Origin of the sequence: Pseudomonas ficuserectae, from assembly GCF_024584585.1 — a bacterium.
In the GTDB taxonomy this organism is placed as follows: domain Bacteria; phylum Pseudomonadota; class Gammaproteobacteria; order Pseudomonadales; family Pseudomonadaceae; genus Aquipseudomonas; species Aquipseudomonas amygdali.
The window spans coordinates 1,679,516-1,699,263 of record NZ_CP085684.1; the positions used below are offsets into that span (position 1 = coordinate 1,679,516).

The window sequence follows — 19,748 nt, forward strand, 5'->3', positions numbered from 1 at the left end:
TCAGTTGGTCACAATCGGGGTGATCAGCACCACCAGAATGCTCTTTGACGAGGTGCGCTTACGACCACCGCCAAGACCGAAGAATCCAGGTGAACCTGTGCCGATCTTGTCCGTGTTGTCGCTGAGCTCCTCAAAGCCCGACAGGATCAATGTCTGACCGCTGCGGAGCTTCACTTTTGGCGACAGACTTTTCGCATCGTAGTTGGGGATCTGAACGCTGGAGCCGTTGCTGGTGAATGGCTCGAAGGTAGGTTTGGAGCTCATGTTGATCGAAACCATGAGCAGCATCTCATCGTCGTCCATCAAGCGTGGTTGCAGCGTCATGTTGAAGCCGGAGGTGATCGTGCCTGGAGTAATTGCCGTACTGGAGCCCACTGATGCAGTGGTGTTGGTTTGAACCGATGGGATGTAGCCTTGAACGTTACCGATCTGCAGTGGAGCAGGCTGCAGATTCAATGTGGTCACGGACGGCGAGCGAACATTCGAGATCCGGGCCTGTTCTGCGATTGCCTGGATGATCGCGTTGGAACCTGCCCAGGCGGAGTTGGCTGTATCTACAATGCCTACCGAGCCGGAGATAGCGCTGGAGCTGATGCCTGGCACAGTATTCGACAGAGACAGGCCCCACTTTGTGCTCAGCGAGTTGTAGACGGCCGCCCAGTTCAAAGCCAGTTGATCGGTGTCGGTCAGAGTCGCCTCAAACACCTTCACATTGAACAGCACCTGTTGGGTGAGCGCGTGGTTGGTCTTGGCCAGATAGGTCTCAACGTTCGAAAGCACGTCAGGCCGGTCCGTCACGGTCAACGTCCCTGTCGACGGTGACAGATACATGCGACCAGGCGGCGAGGTACTCAGCATTGCCCTCACGTTGCTCTGGATGTCAGTCAGGATCGATGTGTTGAGTGTGACTGTCGTGCTCTGGTTGCTGCCCGAGTCACCTGAAACGCCCGAAGAACTGCTTCCTGAGGACGATCCGCTCGACGAACCACTGCCCGAACCTGAGGAGGTGGTCATACCGGATCTGACGGTGCTTTTGATTTCCTGCACGTCACCAAATGCGTAGACGTCGAACACCTTGGTATCGAAATAGCTGACCTGCACTGACCGTGAGTTGGGATTGAATCGATAGGTGAGTCCCAGCCGCGCGGTGACGTCATCCAGCAGACCCGAAGCTTTCCCTGAGTAGCGCAACCCACTGACGAGATTCGGTGTCAGCATCGATGCGAAGTCAGAGCTTCTGCCCTGAGAGGCCTGCTCCAGGTTGGAGTCGCCTGTAATGCCAGCAGGCAAAAGCCCGGCCAGGCTGTCAGGGTTGGGGGCTGTGCTGATCGGAGGAGCATTGTTGCCTTGGGCAGGTGCATTGGCGTTCAGCAGGCCAGGATTGAGCGCATCCGGCGAGACAAGTACGGGGATGCCGCACTGGCTGGAAATGTACTGGGCAATTTCAGCGATTCCGACACTGCCAGCAGGCCGGTAGGCGACCTCACAGTCATACTTGGATGGGATGCCTCGTCTCGCAACAACTGGCTGCGTTGAAACCCAGGGTTTATCACTGAATATCACTGTGTCGCGGCGTTCCTGCTGCTGCTTGTTACGCTGGATAGCTGCGTAACGGCCGGCAGAATCGGCGGTAGCCTCTGCCCGTGCAGCAGCTTCATCCACCCGTTGGACTGAGCAGGCTGATGCCGACAAAACAGCGAGGCACAGAGCGGTCTGACGCATGAAGGGCATGCTCATTTTTTCCTCTCCGATACGTGCAGAACCTGCTGACCATTTCCTTCATTACCGTCCACCACAAAGGACCGTTTGGCGTTGTCGTACAGTGGGAATATCTGCCTGACTGCCGAGGTGAAGGAGCCTGTAAAACTCAACGGTGCTTCGATGCGGTAGTCCAGATCCTCCGGCACCCAGATAACCTGCCAGCCTGCCCGCTTGGCCCAGTCTTCGACCGATTGACGCAAGGTACTGCCCACAGGCGCGTTCCACGTTTGCTGTGACGCAACCGTTGCGACGGGTTTCGCTGCAGGTTCAGGTTTTGTCGGAGCCTGGCTGGTCGAAGCGATGCTCTTGGTGACGGTGGTCTGAGATGTGGCCGTCGCCGGAGCCGCGCTCACAGGAGTCGGCTTTTGCTGTGTAGGGGGGCCTTCCTTGGCTGGGGTGCTGATGGATGCAGCTGGTTGCGCTTTTGCCTGCGTGACGACCGTGGTTTGCGGTTGCCCTGCAGGGGATGTGTCCTTGCTGAATGGGGTTCCTGTTGCCGGGGCAGTTACAACGGTAACGGCTGGGGAGGTGCTGGCTACCGAGGTTGATCCAGTGCTCGCCGGTTGCGCAGGTTGAGCCAGTGCCACGGGCTTAGACGTCTCCGGCAGTTGGTAACTTGGCCGCAGTACAAAACAGACACCGCGCGTGACTTCGTTGACCTTGACCTGCCATGCCGGACCGGCCAGTACCTGCAGCGTGTTGCGCAGGCTCATTGGTCCGAGCTTGTACTGGGCAGCAGGAAGAGGGCGTGTGAACAAGATGTTTACGTGACCGGTGCTCGGTGGGCACAAGGTGTAGCCTGAGCGGCTGACCACATACTGCATCGCATCCTGGACGGACGGATGCATATTGGCCGGAATGCTGACATCGATGATCTGGGCCATCAGGTCACGCTGTTCGGCTTCTGGGGCGGTATTCACCAGAGCGTATCGACCATAGCGGACCATCGGCTCCTGACCGGACTTTGCGCCGCTTGAGTACAGGTCTGGCGAGAGCAGCTCAGGATTCTGGCTGCTGTCGAAAGCAGGCCCAACCGGTTTGTCCGCTACAGATGTGCATCCGGCGAACAGCGCGAGTATGGAAAGTGTGGAAAGCTGCCTGATCATGTGTGCCTTGACCCCATTTCTTGATGGTGGCCAAGGTGCCAGCGCTCAGGTTGCAAAGCACTGCTAAACCCTTAACGGATCGATTCTGGTTATTTGAGAAGGCGTGGGGATACAGGAACCCTCCTCATCAGTCAGCCCGCCAGTTGATCAGAGCATAGCGCTCTTCAGCGAGGTACAGGCTTCAGCTGGGAAATTGCACCTCTCTTGACCAAGCGTTCGCATTGCACTTGACCATCTGCTTGCATCGGATTTGACCACCCGAAGCACGCAGTGTTGTTAAGCTAAAAAAGCGATGTGGGTGGCACCTTCTGAGGCTCGCCGTCAGAGGGTCAATGGCATTACCAAGAAGTGACATGACAGATCCTAAATAAAACGAGCGGCTGGCATCTTCGAAAGGGGACTGTCAGATTTTTTGTGTGCGGGCGGTTAACGCCCGTCACCTGACGGACACTGTAATCACCAGGCGGGCCTGGTGAAGCGATCTCCGTAAAGGATCGCAAACTGGTTCATCGCACCCTTCCAATCATGCGCGGCTCTGCTCCAGTTGGCCGTGATATTACGCAGCCCCAGCCAGATCAACTTGGTAGCCGCTTCGTCATTCGGGAAGTGCCCGCGCGTCTTGATGATCTTGCGCAGTTGCGCGTTCACGCTTTCGATGGCGTTGGTGGTATAGATCACTTTGCGTATCGCCTGCGGGAACACGAAGAACGGGATTACGCGATCCCAAGCCCGACGCCACGCGGCAACGACGGTTGGATACTGTTTCCCCCAAGGCCCGGACTCAAAGTCGTTCAGCGCTTGCTCCGCAGCCTCTGCGTTCAGTGCCTGGTAAATCGGCTTCAGCGCCTTGGCCAAGCCCTTGCGCTTGTCCCTGGAGGCGTAATCAAGGCTGTTGCGGATCAAATGGACGATGCAGGTCTGTAGGGTCGTTTCAGGGTAAACCGCTGCCAGCGCCTCCGGCATGCCCTTGAGGCCATCGGTTACAGCGATCAGCATGTCTTCGACGCCTCTGTTGCGCAGGTCATTGAACACCTTGAGCCAGAACTTGGCGCCTTCGGTATTTTCGATCCAGATGCCCAGAATATCGCGGGTACCATCCGGCAAAACACCCAGTGCCAAGTAGATCGCCTTGTTGCGCACCATGCCTTCATCGCGGATTTTCACGCGCAGGGCGTCGAAGAAAATCACGGGATACATCGGCTCGAGCGGCCGCTGTTGCCACGCACCCACTTCTTCCATCACGGCGTCAGTCACCGAGCTGATGAAGTCGTGGGAAACGTCCGTGCCGTATTGCTCCAACAGGAACGCGCGAATCTCGCGCACCGTCATGCCACGGGCATACATGGCGATGATCTTGTCGTCGAAACCGGTGAAGCGGCGCTCATGCTTGGGGATCAGGATCGGGGCAAAGCTGCCATCGCGATCTCGAGGAATATCCAGTTTCAGCGGGCCATCGTCGGTCAGGACAGTCTTGCCACTGCTGCCGTTGCGCTGGTTCTCGATGCCTTCGGGGCGCTCCGCACCTGGCGGGTAGCCGAGATGATGGCCAAGCTCGGCACCGAGTGCGCGCTCGACCAACGCCTTCTTGAAGGCCATCGAGATGTCTTGAATCGCCTCGGCTGTCATCGGGCCTTTGACGAACTGTTCGACCAGCTCCTTGGGGATTTCAGGGAGGTCTTTCTTGGCCTTGCCGGCCGGGGTCTTTTTGCTAGGCATGTCATGCACCTTAAACGCATGTGATGCCCGAACACAAAATTTCTGACAGTCCCCGGGAAGTGAACCGTTGATCAAAAGAGGCCTCACGCTCACACAAGCTGTGTACGACACCGCGCAGTGCGGATTAGCGTCCGTTCAAAAGCTCTCTACGGACGATCTCTGCGCCGGCACTCAGCGCGTGCAGCTTGCCGCTGGCGACTCGACGAGGCAGGGGCGCCATACCGCAGTTGGTGCATGGATAAAGCTTGTCGGCATCGACGAATTGCAGTGCCTTTCGCAAGGTATTGGCGACATCTTCGGGCGTTTCAATGGTATGGTTGGCCACGTCAATGGCGCCGACCATTACCTTCTTGCCTCGGATGAGTTCGATCAGATCCATGGGCACGTGGGAGTTGTGACACTCCAGCGAGACGATATCGATGCTGGATTTTTGCAGCTTGGGGAAGGCTTCTTCGTACTGCCGCCACTCTGAGCCCAGGGTCTTTTTCCAGTCAGTATTCGCCTTGATGCCGTAGCCATAGCAGATGTGCACGGCTGTCTCGCATTTCAGCCCTTCGATTGCCCTTTCCAGCGTGGCAACGCCCCACTCGTTCACTTCATCGAAGAACACGTTGAAGGCCGGTTCATCGAATTGAATAATATCGACGCCAGCAGCCTCCAGTTCTTTGGCCTCCTGGTTGAGGATCTTGGCAAATTCCCAAGCCAGTTTTTCACGGCTTTTGTAATGAGCATCGTAAAGGGTGTCGATCATCGTCATCGGGCCAGGCAGAGCCCATTTGATAGGCTGTGAGGTTTGCTGACGGAGGAATTTGGCGTCTTCAACGAAGACCGGCTTTTTCCGAGCGACGGCGCCCACCACAGTCGGCACGCTGGCGTCGTAACGATCACGAATCCTGACCGTCTCGCGGTTTTCGAAATCAACGCCGCAAAGGTGCTCAATGAAGGTCGTTACGAAATGCTGACGAGTCTGCTCACCGTCGCTGACGATATCGATTCCGGCCAGCTGTTGTTCATGCAGCGACAGGCGCAGCGCATCTTGCTTGCCCTCAATCAGCTCATCGTCTTGTAATTTCCAGGGTGACCAGAGTGTCTCGGGTTGAGCAAGCCAGGAAGGTTTAGGCAAGCTGCCAGCTGTCGAAGTGGGCAACAGTTTTTTCATGCGTAAAGTCCTTAATTTCTAAATAATCAAAGAGCGCAGCTAAGCGACCACTGCTCAAGCACGGCTTGATAAGGCTTGATGAATTGTTCTTCCGCAAACTTTCCTTGCTCGGCAGCCAGCCGACTACGTTCCTCTCGGTCATACACAATTCGAGTCAACGAGAAGTCTTGGTTCTGCAAGCTCGGCTGATAGGATTTTCCAGCCGCCGAGTTAGCGTTGTAGATCTCAGGCCGGTAAATCTTTTGGAAGGTGTCCATGGTGCTGATGGTGCCAATCAGCTCAAGGTTGGTGTAGTCACCCAGCAAATCGCCCGAGAAGTAAAAGGCCAACGGTGCAGCGCTGTTGGGCGGCATGAAGTAGCGAACCTGCAAGCCCATCTTCTTGAAATACTCATCGGTCAACGAGTACGCGTCTTGCTCGTACTCGAAGCCCAGCACAGGATGCTGATTCTCTGTGCGATGGTAGGTTCGGGTGCTCGACACGCTCAGGCAGATCACAGGCGGCTTGTCAAAATGCTCTTTGTAGGCACTTGAGTTGACGAACGACTTGAACAGCTTGCCGTGCAAATCGCCAAAATCTTCTGGCGTACTGAACTCGGACTGGTTCTTGTTGTGCTCCAGCAACCGCACACTGAAATCGTAGTCCCGCACGTAAGAGGAGAAATTGTTACCGACGATGCCGTTGATTCGCTCGCCAGTTTTTTGATCGACAATCGTCGTTTTCAGCACTTCAATCAACGGAATGACATGGTCACGGCTTTGCGCATCGATGTTCATTTCAGCGGAAATGATATCTAGCTTGACCGTGTAACGATCCCCCGTCGGGTTGTCCCAATGCGCCAGAGCGTTGAAGCGGTTATCTATCATCTTGAGCGTGTTGCGCAAGTTCTCCTCACGGCTCGCACCTCTGGCCAGATTGGCGAAGTTGGTCGTGATCCGAGTATTGTCGGAAGGAGTGTAGTGTTCATCAAAGCTGATGCTGTTGATGGAAAAAGTGAATTCTTTGTTCATCGTGCCTAGCACCCTGTTCGTCGCGCCAGATCTGAATCTGCTGATTGCTTTTCAGATGCGGCTATCGTTCCGTTTTCTCACGCAACGGCTTTTAGATTGCCGGTCGTGAAGAGCTGGGCGCATTTTATGCGGGGAGCCTGTATGAATAAAAACGAATTGATTTCAATAAAATATTAGCCGCGCTCATGATCCCGCGACGGGGTGGGGCCAAGGGCGATGATGAATTCTCAATCTGGCGTTCCAGCTGCGTTGCTGTGAGGAATCGCTGAAATCCCTCTTTTCGATAAGCGTGAAAAATATCGCTGCGTACCAGAATGTCCTTGGCTCGCACGTAAAAGTATTCATACTCGGCAATGGTGAGCAGTGCGGTTCGGGATTAGCACCATACAATCAAAGCTGAACCCGTGGGCTGGTCAAATTCGATGCAAACAACTGGTCAAGTCGAGTGCAAATGGGTGGTCAAATCCATGCAATTACGCATGTAGCTGCTTTGGAATCGCCCGCCATGGTGCCGCACGCATCACTCAGAGAATCTCGGCAAGAGCCTTTTACTCGACTCTTCCGCGTCCGGATCGATCAGATCGCTGGCCAGGGCGCGCTTGTCCATGAGCATCTGCCACAGCTGCTGGTCGATGGTGTCCTCAGCTAGGGGAATTTTGACGACAACCACGCGCAACTGCCCATTGCGATAGGCTCGATCCTCAGCTTGGTCCTGCAGCCCCGGTGTCCATGGAAGCCCCAGAAAAAAGACATAGTTCGCGGCTGTCAGGTTGTAACCAGTGCCGGCGGCCGACCGGGTGCCGATAAACACCCTGCAGTCCGGGTCCTGCTGAAAAGCATCAATCGCCTTCTGTCGCTTCTTGGGCGAGTCACTACCTACTAACGTTACGCACCCCACGCCCATCTTGAGGCAGTGCTCACGCAACGTGGCCACGGACTCCTGATACTCGCAGAAGAGGATCACCTTGCCGTCCACGTCCAGCTCGGCCATCAGATCCGCGAGGATCCGTACCTTCACGCGCTCGAGCAGTTGGCGCAGTGCGCCCAGCCTTGCGAATCGGTGCTGGTCGCTACGCATGATCTGATTGTACTCGTCACGTTCTACCTGGCTGAGTATCACCGGCACAGTCTGGCGCTGCTTCCCCTTCAGGTTGGGCAGCACATCCTTGCGGCGTCGAAGCATCCAGTCAGATATTTCATCTCTAAGCGTTTTGCGAAACTCAGGACTGCCGGCGAATCGCTCGCAGAACTCATTGAGGGGCAGTTGTCCGATTGGATGGCCCGAAAGCCTCAGCAGTGTGTGCAGCTCCGCTTCGCGATTGAGCACTGGCGTGCCCGTCAACAGGTAGCGGTTTTGTACCTGGGCAGCAATGTCGAAGCCGTGGCGTGTCCACGCTGCAGTGGGTTCCTTGAGTCGGTGAGCCTCGTCAATGACCATCACCGCGAAACGGCTCGCGTGCATGACAAAATCACCCAGCCTCTCGTAGTTCACGATGATCCAGCCAGCACTGGCATCAAAGGTTTGCATGGCGATCTGAGCTTGGGGAAACACCATGAGGATCTCGCGCTGCCAGTTGATGATCAGGCTGTTGAGCACAATCACCAGCACCGGTTTGCCCCGGGCGCGTATACCAGCTGCAATCACCGCCTGGCGAGTTTTGTCCAGCCCCATATCGTCGGCTAGCAGCGCACTCGTGCGCTGCAGCAGGTGCCTGATACCTGCCGGCTGATGTTCCATCAGCGAGAACCCTCCCAGCGCCTTATCGATATCGGCGCTGGTCAGTTCGGTGTTTTTGATGGATGGGACAGATGCCAGGTAGATACCTGAATCTGAAACTTCTTCCCCAGTCTTCGTCGACTCCGGAGAGTAACCGCCTAGACTGATGCTGGTGACCTCACGCACCGCCGAAACCGACCCGTCGGCAAGCAGCTCTTGCAGGGTATCCAGAATCTCGAACTGATCCTCCGCCAAGCCCAGTTCCAGAATCAGGTTGCTACGCACCAACTCGGCAGTGCCTGTTACCCGCCAGGCTTTGCCTGCCGAGAGGAACACCCCACGCATGCGTTTCGCGATAGCGACAGCACCCGGATGAAAATCTCCTGACAGGATCACCCCGCCTTCAGCCAGCGGCGCGAGCCGGAACTTCATCCCCCAAGTGAATGCGTCACGGTGAGTGTCTGACTGGGCACCGGTAATCCTGTCCCTGAATGCTTGCCAGCTTTCGATGTGTTTGCCATCCGCGAGCTCCGCCAGTTCGCTATACAGCACGTCCAAGTCATCGAGCAGCTTGGCCTTGGGCACGCGCCAGAACTGATTCAAGGGGTGATCAGACCGGCGTATGAAAAATCCACCTCTGCGTAACAACAGCTTGTTGGCACCTTCAAGATAACTCAGGGAAAGCCCGAAGTCGTAGCCATCGTAGACGGCTTTACGCAGCAGGACCGGTCGCTTGTTCATCAGTCTGGGCGCGGTCATGATCAGAGCCCCTTGTCCATAAATCGCTCAGCCCATCCGATAACCTCTTCCCCGAATCGGATATTGTAGAGTGAGTTTTTGTCGGCGTAGCGATCCATCTTCACCGCTATGTTGGGCCACTCAAGGTTCACCGGAATACGACCGCTTCTTACTTTTGCGATGAACCTCTCGAAAGCTATCATCACCGGTGAGAGGGTGTCCGGGGTTTCGTTGTGGTGGCCTCTGATTTGAACAACGTGCAGATGCTTTGGAGTCCATTTACCCGATTGTTCCGTCTTGTGTTCACGACCGTGTGCCCTGAGTGTGAGCTCGACCGACGCCATGGGGATTCCACTCGAGCGGATCGACAGGAGTCGGCAGTTACCTAAAAAGGCGTGGTAGTCGTATGTGTCGATGCAATGACCCAAGGCGCGATGCTCTAGGTCCAAGTCATCAGCGCAGCGTAATTCGACGATGTGTAGGCCTGTTTCACAGCAGGTGATGGTGTCCGTGTTGGGCATCAGCCCCGGCCAGCGAGTGAAGGCATCCGACGGCTCAGGTGGGATGACCTTCTCCAGCCTGGCCCTGATCGCTTCGAGTTCGTCGTGGAAAGCATCGGTCACATTTGATATCTGACGAAAGCTCAAGCCACCCACAAATGCATATAGACGCTTCTTCGTGTTTATCGCGGCACGACTGCCAGCCCTGTCGAGGCTGCCGAACATCTCTCTAAGGTCGACCAATTTGGCTGCCATGTTCGACCAGGCAGGATCCGCCCAGTCAGTTGGGCAGCCCGCCAAAAGAGCGTTCATGTCAGGTAATGCTCGAAGCAATGACCACGGGATTGCCGACCTAAATGTATAAAACGAGCGCCATTGGGCTTTGGTGCTCGGGCGACGATTACCTAGTCGAGCACCCGCTATCAAATCGCCCCAGCCGGCCTCAAGCCCCTCAGCATTCAAGCGGCTCAGCGCACTTCCGGTGTCGTACACCCGCTGCTGGCCAAGGTAGCGGATGGCAGACATGGGGGTGGAAAATAACCACGCTAGCACCTTGTTCAAAGGCAAACCCGTATCCGCTGCGTGTCCCAGGAAGCCAGATCCGTCCCTGGTGCAGTCATCATCCCAAGAGCCGCAGTACTCCTGCAGGTCTCTCCATGGACACTGTTCAAGAAGGAGGCTGTCTGCAATTTTCGGCCAGGGCATGCCACGGCCAATGACCAGCACTGGAATGAGTACAGGTTGCGCTTTCAAGGCTTGCAGCCGACGCGTGCGATCCCCCTGAGCCAGCCAGTTATACAGTTGAGCAGACGGGCACTGTACCGAACGTACAGCGTGTAAAAGCTCTTGATCCAAGCTCTGACAAAACCTCTTTAGCGTTGCGCCGATGCAGGTGAGGTAAAACCGGTTACGAGGGCCGTAGAAGTGAATCGCCCCGGATTCTCTAGACACCTTGCAAGCTCATTGCGTAACGTTTTTCAAACTCTACCGGTGACAGCTGATTGTTGAAACCATGGCGGCGTTTTGGGTTGTAGAACATCTCGATGTAATCGAACACATCACTACGAGCATCTTGCCGTGAGGTGTAGATTTTCCGCTTGATTCGTTCCCGTTTCAGAAGCTGGAAAAAGCTCTCAGCCACGGCGTTGTCATGACAATTGCCTCGGCGGCTCATGCTGGCAACCAAATTGTTTGCCTTCAAAAAACTGCGCCAATCGGAGCTGCTGTACTGGCTGCCCTAGTCGGAGTGAACCATCACCTCTTGTTTCGGTTTTCGCCTCCAAACCGCCATCAATAACGCATCAATGGCCAAATCACTGGTCATCTGCGACTTCATTGACCAGCCAACGACCTGACGAGAAAACAGATCCAGCACCACCGCCAAATACAGCCAGCCTTCATACGTACGAATGTAGGTGATGTCGGTGACCCAAACCTTGTTGGGTTCCACGACATCGAACTCGCGCTTCAGTAAATTGGGTGAGGCGACCGCTGGCTTACCGCCGTACTTTCCAGGGCGACGTCGATACCCTGTCTGAGAGCGCAGACCTTCAAGACGCATCAACCTCGCCACACGATGCCGACCACAATCTTCACCGACCTCGCGCAGGTCGTCATGGATTTTGCGATAGCCATAAACTCCGCCGCTCTCCAGCCACGAGTGCTTGATCAAACCCAGCAATCGCTGGTCGTCTTTAGCGCGTGCAGATTGCGGCTCAGACAACCAAGCGTAATAACCACTGGGATGGACTTTCAGCGTCAGGCAAAGCCGTCGAATGGAGTAGTCGCCCGCGCGCTGCTTGATAAAGGCGTACTTCAGCCGCACTCCTTGGCAAAGTACGCGGCGGCCTTTTTTAAGATGTCTCGCTCTTCAGTGACCCGCTTGAGTTCCGCTCGCAGACGACGCAGTTCAGCGTGCTGATCATCGTCTTGCTGCCGTTCTGCCTGAGGTTTGCTGTAGCGCTTTATCCAGGCATAGAGGCTATGCGTCGACACGCCAAGACGCGCCGCCACATCAGCGACAGGCAGCTTCTTTTCGGTCACTTGATTGACCGCTTGGATTTTGAATTCTTCGGGATAACGTGGGTTGCTCATGGCACCTCCTGATTGGCCTCAGTTTAAGGCATGGAGGTGTCTACGAAACCCGGGGCGATTCAAGATGATGAGTTTGAAGTGCGTGAAACGATGGCGACCTGGCTAAAGCAGTTGGGTCATGAGGTTATCGTCGCCAGCGACGCTTCCGGTGCACTAGAGCGCATGCGCGAAGCTGCTGAATCCTTCGATTTGATGATCAGCGATATCGGCTTGACCGGCCCAATGGATGGCTGCGAGTTGGCCTATCAATGCCGAGTGCTGTACGACGATATGCCCGTATTGCTTGTCACCGGTTATGCCGGAGACGACTTGGAGAAACGTCTCCCGCCAGACACGCTGGTGCTGGTCAAACCCTTCGATATGCCGACGTTGGTCGCTGCGATCGCCAAATGTGTAACTTAGAGCCAGTTGGTTTAGCTCGCGCCCGGCCTGGAGGGCAGCGGCCCTAGAAATGATCAGAGCCCATACCAACGTGCTGATTGGCGTGGTCGTGCCAACTACTGATCAGACTCGGCCACCAAATACTGATCTCGTGAAGCTCGCACATTGGAAGCGAGAGTAAGTCAACGCAAGCGAACTCGCTGCTTGCCAGTTGCCTCGCGTCGTTCAAAACAGTAAGCCGACAACCAAGCCAGAATCTTGGTACGGGCAACCTGAACTGCTGCAGGAAATCCTGAAATTGGCGAATCCTGTGCGCGGGAGTAAGGTTGCAGCTTTCAAATGGTTGGAAAAGCCCAACCCTATTTAGACGATAAGCGACCAATTGAACTCGCTGAATCTGATGAAGGTGCGACTCGAGTGCTGGAGTACATGAAGAACTGGATTGCTCAGCATTTATAAGTCTCCGTTTCGGACGAACAGAACGAGAGCTGATCCGCCAGTATTGCTGTCTGGCCGCCTTCTTAAGCTGCTAACTGTTATTCCGGGACTATGTACTGCGAGGAGAAAAATCAGTCTCAGCGTGCTGTAAAGATGAACTTTTTCGCCATGGCTACGACGCATGTTCTTGTTGGTTTATACGCATAGAAAAAATCACGCCGATCAGCTTGGCAATTATTTCCAAAGTGCTAATTACATCTGGGTCATCAAGCAGCGCTGGCTGTGAATCTATGGCACACAGGCTCCCAAAAAGCGTTCCATTAGAAAAAAATATAGGTATTGCTACGTAGCTTTCGAAGCCAAACAGGCTCACGTTCGGATGATCGCGGTATTTCGGATCTTGGCTCAACCTCGGAATCACTAGAGTCTTGTGATCAAAACGCATTGCATTGCAAAGGCTCTCCTCCAAAGCAAAAGCATCACCTGGTGCGATGCCAAAATGCACGGCATCATGAACTGCACACGCAATCCAGTCGCTTTCTGTAAACTTGGCAATGGACACGAATCTCATCTGAGTAAGGCGGCTGACCAATTGCAATGTGCTAGTAGTCGCTTCAATTTCAGCGATAGCGGAGAATTCGGCCGCGGTGATCACAGGTTTATCTGGGTTGGTATTGGAAAATCTCATGTGCGTCCTATCAGATAAAGCTTTCTTTTGAATCGTTCCGTATACGGTATCATGGGCTCACTGGACGTGGCCAAAATATCTCAACGTTTCTCGCCGCAGAAGTACCGACAGGATCGCGGTTGGTGATGTTGCTTCAACGGCTTTTGAGCAGCCGATAAGCGCTCTGCGAACTTGCCTTGCCAAAAATGCTATTGATTTATACCACGCTCGCACAGCCGTCACCATATGCATTAGGGCGACGGGGCCAGCCAGAGAAAGCCGCTCAGTTATTGGGGCCGCAGTTTCATGGGCATGGAATGCTTTTACTGTTCTTGGCAGGCTCGACGACGTTTCCAAAAATGCTTCTTAGTCTCAATTTCGTCGAGCAAGGCCATCCATTGATCAACTGTGATCAGCATCTGATCTTGCGCACAATGTAGATACCCAGCTGCATATGCAGCTTGTGTTTCTAGAACCTGTTCGTTTGAGGAATCAGAGATCCTATCAATCACGATCCGAGCATCTTTCAGGGTAAGCTCGAAAAACAGTGCAGATAAACTATGTTCTTTCACTAGACGCTATCCTTAGGGAAGGTCTGAAGTAGCCGGATGTTTTCCGGCTACCGAGTCCTCAGCACTTTTCAAAAAACGATGCATGTCGAAATTTGCTCAATTATCTTCGCTTTTCAGCTCTTTCGGCCGCTGCAAAGCCTTTTGCGGTAACCATTTCCTGCATTACACGCGCACCTCTCCTGCGCTCGCCAACAAATGTCGGCGGGCCATCCACAGGTTTGACAGGGCGAACAACGTCACCATCTGCGCGGTGTTCTTGGCCAAGCCCCGAAAGCGCACTTTTTCATAGCCAAACTGGCGTTTGATGACCCGAAACGGATGCTCGACCTTGGCGCGAACCTGGGCCTTGGCCTTCTCGATTTTGCGGATCGCCTTGTACAAAATACTGCGTTTTCCGTGCTTTTTGTAAGTGCTGCGGCGGGCGGCAATCTGCCAAATGACCTTGCGCCCAGCGTGTTCTTCGCGCTTCTCGACCCCGGTGTAACCTGCGTCGGCACAGACTACGTTTTCCTCGCCGTGCAGCAGTTTGGCAACCTGCGTGACGTCTGCCACATTGGCCGCTGTTACTACCACGCTGTGCACCAGGCCTGACTCGTCGTCGGCGCCGATGTGAGCCTTGGCGCCGAAATAGTACTGGTTACCTTTCTTGGTTTGATGCATCTCAGGATCGCGTTTGCCATCCTTGTTCTTGGTCGAACTGGGCGCGTGAATCAGCGTGGCATCGACGATGGTGCCTTGACGCAACGACAAGCCACGGTCGCCCAGATAACCATTAATTACGCCGAGAATCCCGGTCGCCAACTCGTGCTTTTCCAGCAGACGACGGAAGTTGAGAATGGTGGTTTCGTCTGGAATTCGCTCCAGGCTCAGGCCTGAAAACTGACGCAGGATGGTCGTCTCATACAGCGCTTCTTCCATCGCCGGATCGCTGTAGCCGAACCAGTTCTGCATCAGATGAACACGCAGCATCGCCATCAGTGGGTAGGCGGGCCGGCCACCTTCTCCTTTTGGATAATAGGGCTCAATCAGGGCAATCAAACCTTTCCAGGGCACCACCTGATCCATCTCGATCAGGAACAATTCCTTACGGGTCTGCTTGCGCTTGCCGGCATACTCGGCGTCGGCGAAGGTCATCTGTTTCATCCTCGAAAAGCTCGGCGACTGGTGTCCGGAGATTTTGCCAAATTAGGAAGTCTTTTTCAGAGTTTCCTTAGATGTAGCGGCTTGCAATCGAAAACCCGCGGGCTCGCATTAATTGCGACTATCAGTAGCTGTAGCGGCCTGCAACCGAAATGGCCTCGACCTGCAATCATCGCATTTTTCGACCGGGTTTAATTGCGTCTATCCGAGCCAGCAGACCGAGATTATTTGCGAATGAACCTGCATTCATCTGATTCGACCTGCAATCGACCGTCATGAACCGGAATTGGCTGCGAGTGAGCGCACGCCGTTTCTGTCTCATTCGAGTATACCCAAATAAGCCGAGCTTATCAGCCATGGCTCACTTGGTCTAAAAGCAATCCTAAAGAGCCATTTCGGGGTGAGCTACCCTTTTGAGCCACACCGAACGCCCGAGGCAGGTCTTACGTTGGTATTTTGCTCCGTTGCTCCCCAAACCCCATTTCCTAATCCTGAGCAGTGTGGCCAGTGCGGTTACCATCGAGTCTGCCTCTACAGCCCTTGGTAGTCCATTACGCTCAGTTAGCTAGGTGATACGTCTTGATATCTTTTCCTACCTTGAGATAGCTTCGGATATCTTGTGATACTTCCAGGTATCTTGTTATGCTTGGCTGAATATCTATCATTAGATAGCTTTTGATAGCCACAGGTATCCGGAGATATCGATATGCCAACAATCCCTTTTGTCAGCCCCAAGGGTGGGGTAGGTAAAACCACCTCATGCCTAGCTCTGGCTACCCAGCTAGCCGCCAGAGGAGTAGGTGTGACAGTAATCGACGCTGACCCTAACTACCCGATCGCCAAATGGGCGGCGGGTGGGCATTGTCCTTCCAATATGACAGTTATCTCCGGAGTGACGGAAAACAACATCGCGAGCAAAATTCGTGAAGCTGCCAATCTCGATCCGTTCGTAATTGTCGACCTGGAAGGTACTGCCGCCAAAATTGTGGTGCTAGCGTTACAGGAGGCAGATTTTGTCGTTGTGCCGATGCAAGGGTCTTTACTGGACGCAGAGCAGGCGGGCAGGGCGGTTTCTCTGATACACGATCAAGAGCTAGCTATGAGAAGGCATCTGCCAGGCTATAGCCTGCCATTCTCAATTCTGCTGACACGCACACCCCCTGCCTATCAAACCCGAACTATGTCCAATCTACGTAGGAGTCTTGTGGAGAAGCAGATTCCTATGTTCGAAACGGTAATGACAGAGCGTGAAGCCTTTCGAGCGATGTTCTCCTTTCAACAGCCTTTGGGTGACTTGAATGCTTCTGAGGTACCAGGCATCGATAAGGCTGTCGCTAACGCTGATGCATTCGCTGCAGAACTCGTATCAAAACTCCAGCCGGTGGGCGAGGTGAGTGATGACTGATAAACGAATCGACCCTTTTGCGAACTTGGGTAATTTCAAGCCGAAAGGGGAGGAGCAGCGTCCGGTAGACAATGAGGTTATCGAAAAGATATCTAAAGATAACAATTTTCCTTCGCGGGCGGCGCCGGAAGCCAAGCCTGCAAAGCGTGCACGGTTTAACTCCAGTTCGCCAAAAAAACAGCTCAACATCAAGGTGACAGAAGCTTGTCATGATCGTTTCTATGAGATGGCCGAAAGACGCGGCATCAGAGTCCTTGGTGATCTAATGAGCTTGGCCTTAGACGCGCTCGAAGAAAGGGACTCTCAAGTCAAATAGTGATGCGCGGTAGCACTTTGTAGTGGTCTAATGGTTCCGGACACTCATTTAGGCGAGAATATCGCCAGATAGAGGTGTCTGATGACCAAACAACGCCGTACCTTTTCCGTTGAATTCAAACGCGAGGCCGCAGGCCTCGTGCTCGATCAAGGCTATAGCCATATCGAAGCCTCCCGCTCGCTTGGGGTGGTCGAATCTGCGCTGCGTCGCTGGGTCAACCAGCTTCAACAAGAGCGCAACGGTGTCACTCCACAGAGCAAAGCCCTCACGCCCGAGCAGCAAAAAATCCAGGAGCTCGAAGCCCGGATCGCCCGTCTTGAGCGGGAGAAATCCATTTTAAAAAAGGCCACCGCGCTCTTGATGTCGGAAGAGCACGAGCGCATGCGCTGATTGATCAGCTCAGTGTCCATGAGCCAATCGAATTGCTGTGCGAAGTGTTCGAGGTACCTCGCTCGTGCTACTACAACCATTGCCTGCGGCGTCGGTCTCCAGACGCCGAGCGGGTTCGTTTACTTAGCCGAGTCAATGAGCTGTTCGGGCAAAGTCGAGGCGCTGCCGGCAGCCGCAGTATCGTGTCGATGATGCAGGCGGATGGCGAGCAAATCGGTCGGTTCAAGGTGCGTAGCTTGATGCGGGAGCTGGGATTAATCAGCAAGCAACCAGGCTCGCATGCTTATAAAAAAGCAACAGTGGAGCGGCCTGACATTCCGAACATTTTGAATCGGGAGTTCGATGTACCCGCGCCCAATCAGGTCTGGTGTGGCGACATCACCTACATCTGGGCGCAAGGAAAATGGCATTACCTGGCGGTGGTTATGGATCTTTACGCGCGTCGGGTGGTGGGCTGGGCGTTTTCGAACAAACCGGATACGGACTTGGTGATCAAGGCGCTGGACATGGCTTATGAGCAACGCGGCAAGCCTCAGGGCCTGCTGTTTCATTCCGACCAGGGCGTCCAATACGGGAGCCGACAGTTTCGCCAGCGGCTTTGGCGATACCGCATACGCCAGAGCATGAGCCGCCGGGGTAATTGCTACGACAACTCGCCGATGGAGCGTGTGTTCCGCAGCTTGAAAACTGAGTGGATACCGACCGTGGGCTACATGACGGTCCAAGAGGCTCAGCGGGATATCAGTCATTACCTGATGCATCGTTACAACTGGATTCGGCCACACCAGTTCAATGATGGAATGGCGCCCGCTCAGTACGAGAAAAACCTTAACGTCGTGTCCGGGATCAGTTGACCACTACAAAGACGGGTGAGACCGTCACCAAGTTCATGCATAGGAATTTCAAAATGCCTATGCATCAGGCTGACGCTATGGAAGGAGGCGTCATGCCTTCATAGCGATGTGTAGGAAGCGCTGATGCAGTGAAAATCCCTATCAGTAAGCGTTAATGCAGGTTATTTCACCGCGAAGCCTAGGTGCGGACGCACCTACCCCCTGTCAGGGCTTCACGTACCTTATCTGCGCAATCGCCTGAGCGTTGAGGATCAGTCCCTGCACCGTCAGCCCGTTGATTGCCGCCGTGTATACCATCCGCGCGCCACACAGCCACGCAACGGAACGGATCGACGTTTAGAAAGGCTTTGGCCATCTGCACAAAATACAGCTTCGGTGTTGGTCCTGGCGTCGCCATCTTCAGTGCTTCATAGACCTTTGGCAGGTACTGCCCGCAGACCCGATTGGCCAGAAAACCAAAATACCGGATCATCCGGAAATGCTTCTCCGGGATGTGCTGCACCACCCGGCGCAGCATGTCGGCCTGGCTTAGCGTTTCCTGCTGATAGGTCTGCGTGCGGTGATCCAGGTAGGTGAAGCTCAACGTGGCCCCGCAGGTGTAATGCGCCACACGACTGCCCGAGATCGGCGGTTTTTTCAGGTAGCGGCCCAGGTAATTGACGGTCTTTCGCCCGTTTTCCGTCTTCTTCGACAAGTGGATGTGCCAGTGCTGGCCGCCAGCGGTCAGTATCAAACGGCGCCAGTCGCGTTCACAGAGGATGTGGGCCAGTTGAGGCGGCATCGTCAGTTGCGAAAGCGGCTGTCCCAGCAGGTAATCGCGCACCAACCACATCCAGCGCCGCCGCAGGGCCTCTTTGTGGAGCGACAGATTTTTCCAGACGCCCTGCTCATCCAGGCCGCCCGCGGTCACCGACAGGTGGACGTGGGGATGCCAGTTGAGCCGCCGGCCATAGGTGTGCAGCGCACCGAAAATCCCGACCCGCAAACCGCGCCGTTTGGCGGTGTAGAGCAGGTTATCGGCCGCCAGACGAAACAGCGCATCGAGCAGCCAGCGGTTGTAGAAGAACAGGGACCACAGCGTGTCGGGCAGCGTGAACACCAGATGCTGCCAGGGACAGTCGGGCAGACGGTTGTTTTGCACGGCGATCCACTGGTCGGTGGCCTTTTTGCCGCAGGAGGGACAGGCCCGGCAATGGCAGGTGTTGCACAGGTATTTGACGTGCGGGCAATGCTCATTGCCACAGGTGTAGTGTTTGACGCCCAGTATCGAGGTGCCGCAGGCGAGCATTTTGCTGATCGACTCCACTTCGATTTGGCGCAGACCGCCGGCTTCCAGCAAATCTGCCCAGCAGCCGTTGGCCGTGAAGAGGTTTTTGAGCGGTCGAGGTGTGTAAACAGGCGGTGCAGAGGCCACGTCAGCAGGGAGGCTCCTCATCGTGGTGAATGACGGCGGTGATGGCGAATCCGCCTGGCCCTTCTCTCATCGAAACGCTTACGCAAGAAGCGTCGGGAAACCTGTCGTTCAGATACGTTGTCTGGCAGCAACTACAAAGATCGACATCACCGAAAGGATCGATATCGAAGGAAAAGTCGGTATCGGACACGAAGGTAGTATGCCCGGCGCGTTGGAGACGGGTTGCTTTGCCTTGGCTTTTGCCCGGCTCGCCCGTTTACGTTTTTTGGTTTCTGACGCCATGTGTAAGCCTGTGCTGAGGAGGGATCGACTCCATTTCGGCTATGATAACCGATTTCAAAATCCCACAATTTGCAGCCGCAGGCTGCCC

General features: G+C 54.8%; 14 protein-coding genes and 2 pseudogenes. 4 read left to right on the plus strand and 12 right to left on the minus strand.

The window, feature by feature from the left end; translation table 11 throughout:
* The 8 genes and pseudogenes from pilN to LJU29_RS07490 all read right to left on the minus strand — a co-directional run bounded on the left by pilN (position 1) and on the right by LJU29_RS07490 (position 11,801).
* Positions 1 to 1,737, minus strand: a complete 1,737-nt coding sequence (gene pilN, locus LJU29_RS07455; protein WP_257111959.1) for a PilN family type IVB pilus formation outer membrane protein — start codon at positions 1,735 to 1,737, stop codon at positions 1 to 3.
* Positions 1,734 to 2,867: a PFGI-1 class ICE element type IV pilus protein PilL2 gene (pilL2, locus tag LJU29_RS07460; RefSeq protein ID WP_122389921.1), complete on the minus strand. Its 1,134-nt coding sequence runs from the start codon at positions 2,865 to 2,867 to the stop codon at positions 1,734 to 1,736. Before pilL2 ends, pilN begins: the two co-directional genes overlap by 4 nt.
* Positions 2,868 to 3,323: 456 nt before the next feature.
* The gene (locus LJU29_RS07465; RefSeq protein WP_005753810.1) at positions 3,324 to 4,583 is read right to left on the minus strand and encodes an IS256 family transposase; all 1,260 of its coding nucleotides are present in this window, start codon (positions 4,581 to 4,583) and stop codon (positions 3,324 to 3,326) included.
* A 124-nt stretch (positions 4,584 to 4,707) separates the two neighbouring features.
* Positions 4,708 to 5,742, minus strand: coding sequence for a methionine synthase (locus tag LJU29_RS07470; RefSeq protein ID WP_122322852.1), 1,035 nt, complete (start codon positions 5,740 to 5,742; stop codon positions 4,708 to 4,710).
* A gap of 26 nt (positions 5,743 to 5,768) precedes the next feature.
* Positions 5,769 to 6,752: a DUF1852 domain-containing protein gene (locus tag LJU29_RS07475; RefSeq protein ID WP_054097068.1), complete on the minus strand. Its 984-nt coding sequence runs from the start codon at positions 6,750 to 6,752 to the stop codon at positions 5,769 to 5,771.
* 520 nt (positions 6,753 to 7,272) lie between these two features.
* The gene (locus LJU29_RS07480; protein WP_257111966.1) at positions 7,273 to 9,228 is read right to left on the minus strand and encodes a DEAD/DEAH box helicase; all 1,956 of its coding nucleotides are present in this window, start codon (positions 9,226 to 9,228) and stop codon (positions 7,273 to 7,275) included.
* 2 nt (positions 9,229 to 9,230) lie between these two features.
* Positions 9,231 to 10,634: pseudogene (locus LJU29_RS07485) on the minus strand (PcfJ domain-containing protein); the annotation flags it as partial.
* Between the two features lie 16 nt (positions 10,635 to 10,650).
* Positions 10,651 to 11,801: pseudogene (locus LJU29_RS07490) on the minus strand (IS3-like element ISPsy29 family transposase).
* 36 nt (positions 11,802 to 11,837) lie between these two features.
* Here LJU29_RS07490 and LJU29_RS07495 point away from each other — a divergent pair.
* Complete coding sequence (locus LJU29_RS07495) at positions 11,838 to 12,203, plus strand: response regulator (RefSeq protein WP_257111968.1); 366 nt, start codon at positions 11,838 to 11,840, stop codon at positions 12,201 to 12,203.
* A 589-nt stretch (positions 12,204 to 12,792) separates the two neighbouring features.
* On the opposite strand, the gene LJU29_RS07505 is transcribed toward LJU29_RS07495, so the two are convergent.
* The 3 genes from LJU29_RS07505 to LJU29_RS07515 all read right to left on the minus strand — a co-directional run bounded on the left by LJU29_RS07505 (position 12,793) and on the right by LJU29_RS07515 (position 15,002).
* On the minus strand, positions 12,793 to 13,308 hold the full coding sequence (locus LJU29_RS07505; RefSeq protein ID WP_005734824.1) for a GAF domain-containing protein: 516 nt from the start codon (positions 13,306 to 13,308) through the stop codon (positions 12,793 to 12,795).
* A gap of 302 nt (positions 13,309 to 13,610) precedes the next feature.
* Positions 13,611 to 13,859 (minus strand): hypothetical protein, encoded by a 249-nt coding sequence (locus LJU29_RS07510; RefSeq protein WP_005734825.1) that lies wholly within the window; start codon positions 13,857 to 13,859, stop codon positions 13,611 to 13,613.
* 162 nt (positions 13,860 to 14,021) lie between these two features.
* Complete coding sequence (locus LJU29_RS07515) at positions 14,022 to 15,002, minus strand: IS5-like element ISPsy2 family transposase (RefSeq protein WP_054078085.1); 981 nt, start codon at positions 15,000 to 15,002, stop codon at positions 14,022 to 14,024.
* A 703-nt stretch (positions 15,003 to 15,705) separates the two neighbouring features.
* On the opposite strand from LJU29_RS07515, the gene LJU29_RS07520 reads away from it, so the two are divergent.
* The 3 genes from LJU29_RS07520 to LJU29_RS07530 all read left to right on the plus strand — a co-directional run bounded on the left by LJU29_RS07520 (position 15,706) and on the right by LJU29_RS07530 (position 17,964).
* On the plus strand, positions 15,706 to 16,404 hold the full coding sequence (locus LJU29_RS07520) for a ParA family protein (protein WP_005759928.1): 699 nt from the start codon (positions 15,706 to 15,708) through the stop codon (positions 16,402 to 16,404).
* Complete coding sequence (locus tag LJU29_RS07525) at positions 16,397 to 16,720, plus strand: hypothetical protein (RefSeq protein WP_005734861.1); 324 nt, start codon at positions 16,397 to 16,399, stop codon at positions 16,718 to 16,720. The genes LJU29_RS07520 and LJU29_RS07525 overlap by 8 nt, the downstream gene beginning before the upstream one ends.
* Before the next feature lie 81 nt (positions 16,721 to 16,801).
* Positions 16,802 to 17,964 (plus strand): IS3 family transposase gene (locus LJU29_RS07530; protein ID WP_122320854.1). Its coding sequence is split into 2 segments (ribosomal slippage): positions 16,802 to 17,057 and positions 17,057 to 17,964, totalling 1,164 coding nucleotides; the frame shifts between segments, so codons are not numbered across the junction.
* 204 nt (positions 17,965 to 18,168) lie between these two features.
* Here the strand turns inward: LJU29_RS07530 and LJU29_RS07535 are convergent.
* A protein-coding gene (locus LJU29_RS07535) for an IS91 family transposase (protein WP_257111971.1) occupies positions 18,169 to 19,399 on the minus strand; the annotation gives its coding sequence in 2 pieces (ribosomal slippage) (positions 18,169 to 18,276 and positions 18,278 to 19,399; 1,230 coding nt in all).
* Positions 19,400 to 19,748: the final 349 nt, after the last annotated feature.

Coding starts and splice junctions, on each gene's coding strand:
- LJU29_RS07480 (WP_257111966.1), bottom strand. CDS start 9,228: ATGACCGCGCCCAGACTGATGAACAAGCGACCGGTCCTGCTGCGTAAA.
- LJU29_RS07470 (WP_122322852.1), bottom strand. CDS start 5,742: ATGAAAAAACTGTTGCCCACTTCGACAGCTGGCAGCTTGCCTAAACCT.
- pilL2 (WP_122389921.1), bottom strand. CDS start 2,867: ATGATCAGGCAGCTTTCCACACTTTCCATACTCGCGCTGTTCGCCGGA.
- LJU29_RS07520 (WP_005759928.1), top strand. CDS start 15,706: ATGCCAACAATCCCTTTTGTCAGCCCCAAGGGTGGGGTAGGTAAAACC.
- LJU29_RS07525 (WP_005734861.1), top strand. CDS start 16,397: ATGACTGATAAACGAATCGACCCTTTTGCGAACTTGGGTAATTTCAAG.
- pilN (WP_257111959.1), bottom strand. CDS start 1,737: ATGAGCATGCCCTTCATGCGTCAGACCGCTCTGTGCCTCGCTGTTTTG.
- LJU29_RS07505 (WP_005734824.1), bottom strand. CDS start 13,308: ATGAGATTTTCCAATACCAACCCAGATAAACCTGTGATCACCGCGGCC.
- LJU29_RS07465 (WP_005753810.1), bottom strand. CDS start 4,583: ATGCCTAGCAAAAAGACCCCGGCCGGCAAGGCCAAGAAAGACCTCCCT.
- LJU29_RS07475 (WP_054097068.1), bottom strand. CDS start 6,752: ATGAACAAAGAATTCACTTTTTCCATCAACAGCATCAGCTTTGATGAA.
- LJU29_RS07515 (WP_054078085.1), bottom strand. CDS start 15,002: ATGAAACAGATGACCTTCGCCGACGCCGAGTATGCCGGCAAGCGCAAG.